An 11,607-nucleotide genomic window follows, 5' to 3' on the forward strand; every position below is an offset into this window, starting at 1 on the left:
TATTCATGGAGGTGTTAAGTATGAGTAGAGACTTAGAATCAAAAGTACGTTTAAATAATGGCGTTGAAATGCCCCAATTAGGAATGGGTGTTTGGAAGAGCAACAACAAAACTGCCGCTCAATCCGTTGAATGGGCATTAAATGATGGTTATCGAGCAATCGATACCGCTAAACAATATGGTAATGAAGCCGGTGTTGGTGAAGGTCTGAAAAAGGGCTTAGCTGACAACGGGTTAAAACGTGAAGATGTTTTTCTAACAACTAAAGTATTTAACGGTGATCAAGGATATGACTCAACACTTGAAGCTTTTGAAGGCCAATTGAAGCGTCTTCAAACTCCATACGTTGATTTACTACTGATTCACTGGCCAGTAAATGGCAAGTACAAGGAAACATGGCGCGCCCTTGAAAAGATTTATCATGAAGGTAAAGCTCGCGCAATTGGAGTTTCAAACTTCAACATTCGTCGTCTTAGAGACTTAATGAAGCATTCTTCCGTAAAGCCGGCCGTTAACCAAATGGAATTCCATCCATTGGAACAAGAAGCTGACATTAAAGAATACTGTGATCTAAATGACATCAAACTCGAAGCATGGTCACCACTTGGTGGTGGAGAAGCCTTAGGCAATCCACTTGTTAAGAAGTTGGCTGAAAAGTACGGTAAATCAACCGCACAGATCATTCTTCGTTGGGACATGCAACGTGGTATCATTTCAATTCCAAAGTCAGCTCACGAAAAGTATATCCAAGCTAATGCTGACATCTTTGATTTTGAACTTGATGATGACGACATTCGTTTAATTAACAGTCTAAACGTTGACAAGCGTTCAATTTGGTACGGTGACTTCCGTTGGAACGGAAATCCTGATGCTCCAGTTGACACTGTTGATCAATGGGACGATTAATATTAATCAAAAGAGAAGCATATGCTTCTCTTTTTTTATTGCCTGCGGTGGCGACTGATAGCGTTTTTATTAAGATTTAGTTATAATAAAAGTGTAAAACAAATTAACAAAGGGAGAAATATTATGATTATTAAAGCAATTAAAAGTGCCTTAAATATCACTAAAAAGCATTTTTGGATTTTGCTGGCAATGGTTGTTCCCGCTATCCTAATCTCTGCGATTCTTGGCGGAGTTGTTAGTAGCCTGCAGAATTCTGAAGCTTTGAGTTTAAGTTATAGTTTTGGCGCTAGTTTTAGTGTCTGGTTAATATCCGTCTTAGTTGGAATTATCGGAGTGGTTCTGTTCGAGTCGGCCGCCATGGGTTATCTGACTGGTGATGAGACCGAGACCTTTAAGTTTGAAGATGCCTTTGTGGCCTTTAAGCAGGGTAATACTTGGTTGGTAGCAGCCTTATACGCTGCCTTCATGGATCTGATTAGCTTCATTTTTGGAGCACTGTTTGTTGCCGCCGTAGGGGTAATTAGTGCGTCATTTGTACCTCAGGCCTTTGGTTTTAATACCACAACCGCTCAGATCATTGCTCTGATTATTGTGGGCATTGTGATTTTGGCTTTAGTTGGAATCGCTTGGATTTTCGTTGCTACCGGCTTAGCCTTTATCTACTTAACTTACTTTGACGCCAAACGGAAGGGTCAAGAATTACATTTGATGGCTGGATTTTCGAAATCTTGGAACCTCATGAATGGTAAGCGTTGGGATTTGATTGGTTTGAAACTTTTGACCTTAATCATTGCCGTCGTTACTCTTGCTATCATTGCGGTAGTGGGGGCCTTGTTATGGTGGATCTTTGCTTCAATGCTAACTTGGACCGTCTTTGCGATTGTACTAGAAGCAGTTTTGGCTGTTCTTGCCGTTGCTATTTCAATTTTTTACACGGTATGGTTCGCAATGGCTAATATCAAGTTCTACGAAGAAATTAAATAGTTAATAAGATAATTTTAAAAGAGAAGCTGATGGGCTTCTCTTTTTTTGTGGATTTTCATTTTACGCAAAAGTTCGTTATCCTGGACCTAATTAATTTTTAAGGGAGAGTATCATATCTATGGCAATTGAAGCAATTAGTAAAGCACTTAGTACCACCAAAAAATATTTCTGGCGACTCCTCTTGATGACAGTTCCGTATGTGATTATTTATTTCGTTTTAACTGGGCTCGAGATCTATTTTATGAAGGAAACTCAGATCATGAACTTGAACGATATTTTTACATCAGGAGTTTCAATGATCATGCGGATCGTGATCACCCTTATCACTAATATTTTGGGGATGTCCATTATTATGGGATATCTTTTGGGTGAAAAAGACGGTCACTTTCCCTTTAAAAATGCGTTTGCAGTTTTTACTAGGGGTAACACGTGGCTGATTTCGATTGGTTATTTACTTCTTATAATTGTGATTATGATTTTATATGCTGGTGTTACGATAGGTGGAATTTGGGGGATTGCGACCCTGTTAGGAAGCTTTTCCCTAAACGTTTGGCTGAAACTGTTGATTGCGATTGTCGGGATTGGTTTAATAATTGCCTGGTTCTTTTTGTATGCCTACGTTGGACTAGGATTGCAGTTTATGTATCTGGCTTACTTTGAAGCCAAGGGACAAAATAAGCACGTTTCCTTCTTTTATGGTATTAGAGCCTCTTTAGAAATGATGAAAGGACACCGATGGAGCCTCTTTGGATTTAAATTTACCTTATTATTAGTTGCCTTGGCAATTTTCCTGTTGTTAGGAATTATCGGAATTATCTTGTGGGCGATCTTTGCCGTTGCTCTATCGTTAAAGATTGTAGGAGACATCTTTCTGATTTTAATTGGTCTGATGGCGGTTGCAGTTTTTCTTTTCTTTAATGTATGGATTTTCATGGGTTACGCAAAATTTTATGAGGAAATTAAATAACAAAGTGGAGCACAACCAGCCATTTGGTTGTGCTTTTTACATTGTCAAAATGAACGGGGCGTGTGATAATTCTAGTAACGGAAAATGGAGGAATTACATATGATTGCAAACGCAATGACGAAGTCGTGGGAAGTTGTTAAGAAACACTGGTGGATGATGTTTTTAATGGGGATTCCAGCAGGAATTGTTGGGGCATTTTCTGATCCTTCAATGCTACTTAAGCTGCAGGGAATGCAAAGGGCCCTTTTCTCAATCTTTGAGCTAATTGTCGGGTTAGTTGGAATCTTATTTTCGGCCTCGTTAGCAATGGGATATGCCAAAAGTATGCAAACGGGGAGTTTCAAGTTCAAGAATGCCTTTGTGGCTTTTAACCGGAAGTATAACTGGCCTGTTATTATTCTTGTTGGACTTTTGATGGCCCTTGCGGAAGCATTTGCAACGCTACTGTTCATCGTTCCCGGAGTAATTTTATCCGTTGGTTGGGGACTATGGATGTATTCGTATCAAGACAATATTGAAGCTGGCGATGAGGTTGGCATTACCCAGGCATTTACGGATGCATGGAAAACGACTAAGGGATACAAATGGAACTTCTTTGGATTACAACTGTTGTTTTTCTGCATGTACATGGTGTTAACCATTCTGCTGACCGCCATCACCTCAGCTTTTAAGGGGAATGGGATCGTTGTTGCTGTGGTTTCAGTGCTAGTCTACATTCCGATGATCATCATTAGCTTTTGGAACTCAGCGGCTCAGATTATTTTCTATCGCGAAATTAAAAAGTAAATTAACGTAAAAAAAGAGCTTACATCAGTAAGCTCTTTTTAATATTCTAATTATTATTTAAAAAGGGTATTAATTTGATCGTACTCGGCATGAGTAAGATTGATATCCAAGGCTTTAGCATTACTCTTAACTTGTTCTGGTTTCTTAGCACCAGGAATGACAACTGTAATATCGGGATTCTTGATGTACCAAGCTAGGACAATTTGGGCAATTGTGGCATCGTGTTTGTCAGCAATTGGCTTTAATTGATCAACCTTATCAACGATTTTTTCGAATTCTTTACCCTTAAAGTCAGGGTTATCATGTCTAATATCGTCTTTAGGGAACTTGGTTTCCTTACTGTACTTACCGGTCAAAAGACCTGATGCTAGTGGGAAGAATGGTACAAATGAAATATCATGTTCCTTCAAGTATGGGAATCTTTCTTTTTCTGCCGAACGGTCGATTAGGTTGTATTCCTCTTCATCAATGTCAACTAAGCCGTCAAGGTTAGCTTGTTTCAATTGGTCCATTGACATGTTTGAGACTCCAATGGCACGAATCTTACCAGCTTTTTTCATTTCATTTAGAGCAGCAACCGATTCGTTTAACGGAGTGTGATCGTCTGGAAAATGAATGTAAAAGATGTCAAGGTAATCCGTTTGAAGTCGTTTGAGGCTATCTTCAACGCATTGCTTCAAGTATTCTGGTGAATCATCGATCACAACGCTGCCATCACTTTGAACTTTTTGACAACCCTTGGTAGCGATCTGGATCTTGGAACGATCATAATCTTTGATGGCTTCACCAATAAGCTTTTCTGATTCACCCATGCCGTATGCAAAAGCGGTGTCCAACAGGGTAATTCCAGAATCTAAGGCTGTTTTAACGATCTCGATTCCAGTTTGATCACTTAGATTAGGGAACAAGTTATGTCCACCAACGGCGTTAGTACCTAAACCTAATGGAACTGTGGTGACGTCTGATTTACCGATTTTTACTGTTTTCATGTTAAATTCCTCCATTACTGATTGAGTTCTGCTTTAATCTCTGGTTGGTCTAGCAAGTAGTGATAGATAATAACCGCTTGATTGTGCTTGGTATCCTTCGCTCCATACAATAAAATTACGTTACCAGATTTTAGATGAGTGGCTACTAATGATACAAATCCTGGCATCTGTGAATTGTTTTTTAATTCTGCCAGGTATTTTTGTTTGAATTCATCAAACTTAGCTGGATCGTGTCCGAACCACTTCCGAAGGTCAGTGCTTGGGGCAATTGACTTAAACCAGACACCCAGATCGGCATTGACCTTGGAAATTCCACGGGGCCATAACCGATCCACTAAAATCCGATAACCGTCTTTATCAGCGGGTTTGGTGTAGATTCGTTCAAGCTTTAATTCCATTTTTCCTGCCTACCTCCATCGATTATTGAATCTCTTATACTATAAGTAAGTATACGATATTTGAGGGTGCAAACGTTAGAATTTAGTCTCCGATGTGGTAAAATCAAGTGTTAAAAAATTTAAGGAGGGACAGTATATTGGTTAGAAAAAATCGGATTTCGGATGGCATCTCAAAGTTGCATGGATCAGCCAATGGATTTTTGAAAAAATTTCAAACTGAAATCGATGAAAAGCGACATCCTAATAAACGAAGAGTGATTGATGGAACAGATATTGAACTGGCGCCACGACAAAAAATCGAACGTCATCGTTATCCTGATTTGGTGGACTATGGGACTTATTATTCTGCGATGATGAATAATGGTCATACTGTTCTGGTTAATCCAGATTACCCTGAATATAGTGTTGAAGTGATGCCCGGATCCTATGATCAGGAACATCATTTCATGAATGACACCAAACATTGGCGGATGTATTATGTTGATGGTGTTGGAATTGATCGATATTCAGCCCCAATTCCCGAATCATACGATTACTTGCAAGATATGGATAGCGACGAAGCCGATAAATTTCCTGGAATTCCTGGAGATCGATACGGAAATCGCTGGGCAATTGGATATAATTCGAAGGATAAAGTTTTGTTAGTAAGTAATGAAGCTTTGAGCTTAAATAAGCGTTAAGGTGTTACTAAACGTCACATCTGTAACGTCAAACTAAATTTTGTGAGATGAAAAAATGGAACAGTTAAGCATTGATAAAATTATGGAAATTCTTCCAAACAAAAATCCGACCTTATTTGTGGACCGGGTGGATCAACTAACTCCAGGTGAGTCAATTGATGCGGTGAAAAACGTGACCGCTAATGAAAACTACTTTCAGGGTCATTTTCCTGGCTTTCCATTAATGCCAGGAGTTCTAATTGTTGAGACCCTTTCTCAGGTGGCGTCAATCCTGATTTTGAAATCAATTAATGAAGATCCCCAGAAGAAAGAAACGAAACTTGATAAAACAAAGAACGTCAAGTTTCGTCACATGGTTCGACCCGGCGATACTTTGAAAGTTCACGTTGATCTTAAAGAAGCTGCTAACGGCAGATACGTTGTAGCAGCTGATGGTGAAGTGGACGGTAACAAGGCTTGCTCGGCCACCTTGGAGTTTTCGTTAGCAAATCGGCTTGATTGATGATTAGTAGGTGTTAGGTAATGAGTGCTTTTAAGATTATGGCAAGTTCCAAGAGTGTTCCACATCGGGTGGTCACTAATGATGATTTAGCTCAGATTATGGATACTTCTGATGAATGGATTAAGCGACGTACAGGAATCTCACGCCGGCACATTGCAACGGACGAATCAACTACTTCAATGAGTATTGAGGTTGCCCACGCGCTTTTAAAGAAGGCCCAGGTTGATCCCAAAGACTTGGACTACGTGGTTGTAGCCACGATGTCGTCTGATTATCAGACACCAGCAACGGCTGCCAGCGTTCAGGGAGCTATCGGTGCCACGAACGCGGTTGCTTTTGACATCGACGCGGCATGTACTGGCTTTGCATTTGGAACGTCGATCCTTAATTCACTGTTAGCAAAAAAGAGCGGTAGTTGTGGAATCTTGATTGGAGCAGAAGTTTTAAGTAAACTTCTAGACTGGTCAGATCGATCAACCGCCGTGCTTTTTGGTGATGGGGCAGCTGGTGTGTTAGTTCAAAATAATCCCAGTTCATCTTCACAAGTTTTAGGTGAATCGCTTAAGACTTTTGGCAATTTAGGTTCAGCGCTAACGGCTGGTCATTTTGCTGACGTTACTCCCTTTGGCAAAAATCCAAACCAAGAAAAACAATTTTTCAGGATGGATGGGCACCAGGTTTTTAATTTTGCTTTAAAAAAGGTTCCACTTTCAATTAAAGAAGCACTGATTGATGCGGATTTATCACTTAATGACATTGATGTTTTTGTCATGCATCAGGCCAACGCACGTATCATTAATAGTGTTGTCAGAAAACTGGGCTTACCAAAAAATCGATTTCCGATCGATATTGATGAGTACGGCAATACAGCGGCGGCCAGTGAGCCGCTGCTATTGGCAGATTTGCTTACAAGCGGTAAAATTCAAAGAGGGAACAAAGTTGCCCTTGTCGGTTTTGGTGGCGGATTAACTACTGGAACTGTTATAATTAATTATTGAGAACAAATAAATTTTATTAATGGAGTGATTATTTATGGCTGAAAAAGCAGATAAGAATCAGATTTTTGACAAGATTAAATCGGTGGTTACTGACCAAACCGATATCAACCCAGATGATATTAAAATGGACGCCAACTTCAAGGATAACTTGGATTTAGATTCACTAGATATCTTTGAAATTGTTGATGCCCTAGAAGATGCCTACGACATCGAAATTGACAGTGACGAAGGTATGGGAACCGTTTCTGACTTGGTTGATTATGTTGCCAAACAGATTGACGACAAGGATAAAAAGTAAATAAAATTTAGGAGTGTTTTGAATTTTGAAAATCGGTTATTTATTCAGTGGACAGGGACAACAGTTTCCTGGCATGGGATCTGACTTGTATCAAAATAATGATACTTATCGGAACATAGTCGATACCGCGTCACGGACTTTAAATCTCGATTTATCCGATCCCAAGGTTTTTGACGATCCTGAAAACACTCAGGTTGCCATCTTAACGATGAGTTATGGTATTTATCGCATTTTAGCTGATCAATTACCAAAGGCTCAAGCGATGATGGGACTTAGTTTGGGTGAATATAGTGCTTTAGTATCCGCTAAAGCACTATCTTTTCAATCAGGATTAAAACTAGTTCGGGATCGAAGCCACTATATGGATGAAGCCGGGAAACAAAATCCAGGCTCCATGGCAGCTGTCCTAAAAATTGACCCAGACGTAGTGGTCGATGTTACCAGTAAAATTGACGGAGCGTATCCTGCCAACTTTAATACAAGTGAACAAACTGTGATTGGTGGAACCAAGGCTGGGGTTGAAAAAGCCAGCGTGATCCTTAAGGAACGGGGTGCTAAGCGCGTCGTTCCATTAAAAGTGGCCGTGTCTTCTCACACGCCACTTATGCAATTAGCGAGTGATTTGCTGGCCAAGCGCATGGAGAACGTCGCATTTAAGACCCCTACCATCCCAGTTATTAGTAACACCGATGTGGATCTCTTTAATGAGAATAATCTGGCCGATACGTTGACACGTCAATTAGTTAACCCTACCCATTTTAGAGAAGATTTGGAATTGATGATTAATAATTATGGGGTTGATACTCTCATTGAGATCGGGCCTGGAAACACCCTAACTAAATTTGTGAAGAAAACGCTTAAAGATGTTAACGCGTATAGCGTTGATAGTTTAAAGAAACTAACTGACTTACAAGAAAAACTTGGTTTGGAGGACTAATTCATGACAACAACAAATGATAAGAGCACGGTCTTAATTACTGGTGCTACCAAGGGAATTGGTCTGGCAACTGCCAAACGTTTAGCTAAGAATCCTAATAATTTGGTGATCATTAACTCTCATAGAGAACTGAATAACGATGAGGTAAAAGATTTAAAGTCACAGTTTGATACCGAAATTGAGGTTCTGATTGGTGATGTTTCAAAAGAAGAAGACGCTGAATCAATGGTTAATCAAATTCTAGACGAGCATGATCACTTGGACGTTTTGGTGAATAATGCTGGCATTACCAAGGATAAATTACTGACCCGGATGAGTGAAGAAGACTTCAAGACCGTGTTAGATACGAACCTGGTTGGAACCTTCAACATGACAAAGTACGCTTTAAAGACCATGCAAAAGAAACGAGCTGGAGTGATTGTAAACACTTCAAGTATTTCGGGTCTTCATGGAAATATGGGCCAAGCCAATTATTCTGCCAGTAAGTCAGGAATTGTCGGTTTAACTAAGACCACCGCTCAAGAGGGATCACTTCGAGGCGTCCGTTGTAACGCGGTTGCTCCCGGAATGATTAATACCGATATGACGGCTAAGTTAAGTGACAAGATTATTTCAAAGTGGGAAGATACTATCCCACTTCATCGTTTTGGAAATGCTGAAGAAGTAGCCGAAACAATCGAGTTTTTAATTAATAATCAATACATTACTGGTCAAGTAATCACTGTTGATGGCGGACTCACAATGTAGTTCCGTTTACTTAAGGGAGGATTCAATTGGGTAATAGAGTTGTTGTTACGGGTATGGGTGCAGTAACCCCGATCGGAAACGATGCTGAAACTTTTATTGATAATTTGTTGGCTTCAAAGGTCGGAATTGAAAAAATCACTAGTTTTGACACTTCTGAGATTAAAGCTCACGTGGCAGCTGGTGTAAAGGACTTTGATCCAGGCAAACGCTTAGCTAAACGAGACTATCATCGAGTAGATCCATTTGCACAATACGCACTTTATAGTGCCGTGGAAGCAATGAATCAAGCTGGGTTAAAACGTGGTGAGTACGATGGAAAGGATCTGGGCGTCATCTATGGGTCTGGAATCGGTGGGATTAGTACCATCGAAACGCAGGTTCTCAAGATGTATAAGAAGGGTCCACGTCGACTTTCCCCGTTATTTATCCCAGAAACCATCATTAACATGGCGGCTGGAAATATTTCCATTTACTTTGGTGCGAAAAATACCAGTAAAGCAGTGGTAACTGCTTGTGCGACTGGGATCAACGCCATTGGAGATGCATACGAATACATCAAAGCTGGAAAGGCCAAGATGATGATTGCTGGAGGATCCGAAGCAGCGATTACCCCCGTTGGCATTTCGGCCTTTGCTGCCTTAACAGCCTTATCTTCAAGTGAAGATCCCGAACGCGCCTCGATGCCATTCGATCAAGATCGTGATGGTTTCGTAATGGGTGCCGGTGCTGGGACCCTTGTTCTTGAAGATTACGATCACGCGAAAGCACGTGGTGCACATATCTTAGGTGAAATCGTGGGTTACGGCCAAACCAGTGATGCTTATAACCTAACGGCTCCAGATCCAGACGGAGAAGGTGCCATTGGAGCAATGCAACAAGCACTTGATGAAGCTAACATTAAGACGGCTGATTTGGACTACATTAACGCCCATGGAACCGCTACTCAGTCCAACGATGTTGCTGAGTCCAAGGCCATTAGTAAGTTATTTAAAGATAATGATCACGTTTTGGTTAGCTCAACTAAGGGGATGACCGGTCATGCTCTGGGAGCTGCCGGAGCCATTGAGGCGGTAGCAATCCTTGGTGCCATGAAACGGAGTCAGATGCCCGTGAACGTTGGAGTTACTCATCAGGATCCCGAGAGTCATATTCGATTGGTTGATCAGACCAACGCTAAACGACCAGTTAATACGGCAATTAGTAATTCGTTTGGATTTGGTGGCCATAACGCGGTCCTTGCAATAAAGAAGTGGAATCAATAATGAATGAAAAAGATATTGAAAAGTTAATTACAAAGTTTGATAAATCAAATCTGCAGGAATTAAAAGTTGATGAAAATGGTCAACAGGTCTATTTCTCAAAAATTGATAGTCATTCAAAGCCAGTAACACACGTTAAAAAAAGTGATGCTGGTGATGAAAAGGAAACCAAAAAAGAAAACTTGCAGCTTAATGCACCGACCAATGATAATTATCAGTTAAAGGCACCCATGGTAGGGATTCTTTATTTTGCCCCTAGTCCCGAGAAACCTGATTTTAAAAAAGATGGTGATCGGGTTGAAAAGGGTGAGACGGTTTGCATTATTGAAGCTATGAAGATGGTTAACGAAGTTAAGAGTCCCGTTAGTGGAACGATTGTTAAACGATTGGTTGATAATGGTTCCATGGTTGAGTACAACGAACCGGTTTACGAGATTAAGGAGGACTAGTTATGACACTGAATGTTAATGATTACATTCCTCAACGTCCTCCAATTCAAATGATTGATAGGATTGAGGACATTACTCCTGGTGAGGGAGCCACGGCGACTAAGATGCTGGCTGGTAACGAATGGTATTTTGCTAATCAGGGTAATCATCCTACGTTGCCCCGACCATTAGTGCTTGAATCCATGGCTCAAACTGGGGTAGTGGCCCTATTATCAATGCCAGAGTATCACGGAAAAAACGCGTTCTTTGGTGGAATCAAGCAAGCGGAATTTAAAGATGACTTCAGGCCGGGAGATGTTTTACATCTCAAGGTGGATTTACTGAAAGTTAAACATAATATTGGAATTGGAAAGGGCGTTGTAACTAGGGATGGACAAGAAATCGCTAATGCAACGTTGATGTTTGCGGTTGAATCATAGTGAGTGAAAGGTGATTTAATGTTTAAAAAGGTACTGGTGGCTAATCGGGGCGAAATTGCGGTCCAGATTATCCGTGCGCTTCATGATATGAATATTAAAGCGGTGGCGGTTTATTCAACGGCCGATGCTGATAGTTTATTCGTAAAATTGGCCGATGAGTCAGTATGTATCGGTGGACCATTTCCAGACGAGTCATATCTCAATATGGCGGCAATTGTTGATGCAGCGGTACTAACCGGTTGTGATGCTTTGCACCCGGGGTATGGCTTTTTGTCTGAAAACGCTGATT

16 protein-coding genes are annotated in these 11,607 nt (G+C 40.6%); 14 read left to right on the forward strand and 2 right to left on the reverse strand.

The annotated features are described in order from the left end of the window. Window positions 1-20: 20 nt before the first annotated feature. The 4 genes from FC73_RS03350 to FC73_RS03365 all read left to right on the forward strand — a co-directional run bounded on the left by FC73_RS03350 (window position 21) and on the right by FC73_RS03365 (window position 3,642). Complete coding sequence (locus FC73_RS03350) at window positions 21-905, forward strand: aldo/keto reductase (RefSeq protein WP_010022503.1); 885 nt, start codon at window positions 21-23, stop codon at window positions 903-905. A gap of 123 nt (window positions 906-1,028) precedes the next feature. Continuing rightward, complete coding sequence (locus tag FC73_RS03355; RefSeq protein WP_010022504.1) at window positions 1,029-1,889, forward strand: hypothetical protein; 861 nt, start codon at window positions 1,029-1,031, stop codon at window positions 1,887-1,889. A 118-nt stretch (window positions 1,890-2,007) separates the two neighbouring features. Next, window positions 2,008-2,856, forward strand: a complete 849-nt coding sequence (locus tag FC73_RS03360; RefSeq protein WP_010022505.1) for a hypothetical protein — start codon at window positions 2,008-2,010, stop codon at window positions 2,854-2,856. A gap of 99 nt (window positions 2,857-2,955) precedes the next feature. After that, a complete protein-coding gene (locus tag FC73_RS03365; protein ID WP_010022506.1) occupies window positions 2,956-3,642 on the forward strand; it encodes a hypothetical protein in 687 nt (228 codons plus the stop codon). A gap of 53 nt (window positions 3,643-3,695) precedes the next feature. Here the strand turns inward: FC73_RS03365 and FC73_RS03370 are convergent, their stop codons facing one another. Continuing rightward, on the reverse strand, window positions 3,696-4,631 hold the full coding sequence (locus tag FC73_RS03370; protein ID WP_010022507.1) for an aldo/keto reductase: 936 nt from the start codon (window positions 4,629-4,631) through the stop codon (window positions 3,696-3,698). A 14-nt stretch (window positions 4,632-4,645) separates the two neighbouring features. Beyond that, window positions 4,646-5,029: a DUF488 domain-containing protein gene (locus FC73_RS03375; protein WP_010022508.1), complete on the reverse strand. Its 384-nt coding sequence runs from the start codon at window positions 5,027-5,029 to the stop codon at window positions 4,646-4,648. A 137-nt stretch (window positions 5,030-5,166) separates the two neighbouring features. Here FC73_RS03375 and FC73_RS03380 point away from each other — a divergent pair, with 137 nt between their 5' ends. The 10 genes from FC73_RS03380 to FC73_RS03425 form a co-directional block, all read left to right on the forward strand. Beyond that, a complete protein-coding gene (locus FC73_RS03380) occupies window positions 5,167-5,709 on the forward strand; it encodes a hypothetical protein (RefSeq protein WP_010022510.1) in 543 nt (180 codons plus the stop codon). A 55-nt stretch (window positions 5,710-5,764) separates the two neighbouring features. After that, a complete protein-coding gene (gene fabZ / locus FC73_RS03385) occupies window positions 5,765-6,211 on the forward strand; it encodes a 3-hydroxyacyl-ACP dehydratase FabZ (protein ID WP_010022512.1) in 447 nt (148 codons plus the stop codon). A 20-nt stretch (window positions 6,212-6,231) separates the two neighbouring features. After that, complete coding sequence (locus FC73_RS03390) at window positions 6,232-7,209, forward strand: beta-ketoacyl-ACP synthase III (protein WP_010022514.1); 978 nt, start codon at window positions 6,232-6,234, stop codon at window positions 7,207-7,209. Window positions 7,210-7,243: 34 nt separating this feature from the next. Beyond that, window positions 7,244-7,507, forward strand: coding sequence for an acyl carrier protein (locus FC73_RS03395; protein ID WP_010022515.1), 264 nt, complete (start codon window positions 7,244-7,246; stop codon window positions 7,505-7,507). Window positions 7,508-7,532: 25 nt separating this feature from the next. Further along, window positions 7,533-8,444: an ACP S-malonyltransferase gene (locus tag FC73_RS03400; RefSeq protein WP_010022516.1), complete on the forward strand. Its 912-nt coding sequence runs from the start codon at window positions 7,533-7,535 to the stop codon at window positions 8,442-8,444. A 3-nt stretch (window positions 8,445-8,447) separates the two neighbouring features. Further along, entirely contained in the window at window positions 8,448-9,191 is a 744-nt protein-coding gene (gene fabG / locus FC73_RS03405; protein WP_010022517.1) for a 3-oxoacyl-ACP reductase FabG, read from the forward strand. 26 nt (window positions 9,192-9,217) lie between these two features. Then, entirely contained in the window at window positions 9,218-10,453 is a 1,236-nt protein-coding gene (gene fabF / locus FC73_RS03410) for a beta-ketoacyl-ACP synthase II (RefSeq protein ID WP_010022518.1), read from the forward strand. Further along, a complete protein-coding gene (locus FC73_RS03415; RefSeq protein WP_056936289.1) occupies window positions 10,453-10,899 on the forward strand; it encodes an acetyl-CoA carboxylase biotin carboxyl carrier protein in 447 nt (148 codons plus the stop codon). Before fabF ends, FC73_RS03415 begins: the two co-directional genes overlap by 1 nt. Window positions 10,900-10,901: 2 nt before the next feature. Then, the gene (locus tag FC73_RS03420) at window positions 10,902-11,318 is read left to right on the forward strand and encodes a 3-hydroxyacyl-ACP dehydratase FabZ family protein (RefSeq protein ID WP_010022523.1); all 417 of its coding nucleotides are present in this window, start codon (window positions 10,902-10,904) and stop codon (window positions 11,316-11,318) included. An 18-nt stretch (window positions 11,319-11,336) separates the two neighbouring features. Continuing rightward, on the forward strand, window positions 11,337-11,607 hold a 271-nt coding region (locus FC73_RS03425), incomplete at its 3' end, for a biotin carboxylase N-terminal domain-containing protein (RefSeq protein WP_275452695.1).

It is taken from the genome of Fructilactobacillus fructivorans, from assembly GCF_001434095.1.
GTDB lineage: Bacteria > Bacillota > Bacilli > Lactobacillales > Lactobacillaceae > Fructilactobacillus > Fructilactobacillus fructivorans.

Coding starts and splice junctions, on each gene's coding strand:
- FC73_RS03350 (WP_010022503.1), top strand. CDS start 21: ATGAGTAGAGACTTAGAATCAAAAGTACGTTTAAATAATGGCGTTGAA.
- FC73_RS03355 (WP_010022504.1), top strand. CDS start 1,029: ATGATTATTAAAGCAATTAAAAGTGCCTTAAATATCACTAAAAAGCAT.
- FC73_RS03360 (WP_010022505.1), top strand. CDS start 2,008: ATGGCAATTGAAGCAATTAGTAAAGCACTTAGTACCACCAAAAAATAT.
- FC73_RS03365 (WP_010022506.1), top strand. CDS start 2,956: ATGATTGCAAACGCAATGACGAAGTCGTGGGAAGTTGTTAAGAAACAC.
- FC73_RS03370 (WP_010022507.1), bottom strand. CDS start 4,631: ATGAAAACAGTAAAAATCGGTAAATCAGACGTCACCACAGTTCCATTA.
- FC73_RS03375 (WP_010022508.1), bottom strand. CDS start 5,029: ATGGAATTAAAGCTTGAACGAATCTACACCAAACCCGCTGATAAAGAC.
- fabZ (WP_010022512.1), top strand. CDS start 5,765: ATGGAACAGTTAAGCATTGATAAAATTATGGAAATTCTTCCAAACAAA.
- FC73_RS03390 (WP_010022514.1), top strand. CDS start 6,232: ATGAGTGCTTTTAAGATTATGGCAAGTTCCAAGAGTGTTCCACATCGG.
- FC73_RS03395 (WP_010022515.1), top strand. CDS start 7,244: ATGGCTGAAAAAGCAGATAAGAATCAGATTTTTGACAAGATTAAATCG.
- fabG (WP_010022517.1), top strand. CDS start 8,448: ATGACAACAACAAATGATAAGAGCACGGTCTTAATTACTGGTGCTACC.
- FC73_RS03415 (WP_056936289.1), top strand. CDS start 10,453: ATGAATGAAAAAGATATTGAAAAGTTAATTACAAAGTTTGATAAATCA.
- FC73_RS03420 (WP_010022523.1), top strand. CDS start 10,902: ATGACACTGAATGTTAATGATTACATTCCTCAACGTCCTCCAATTCAA.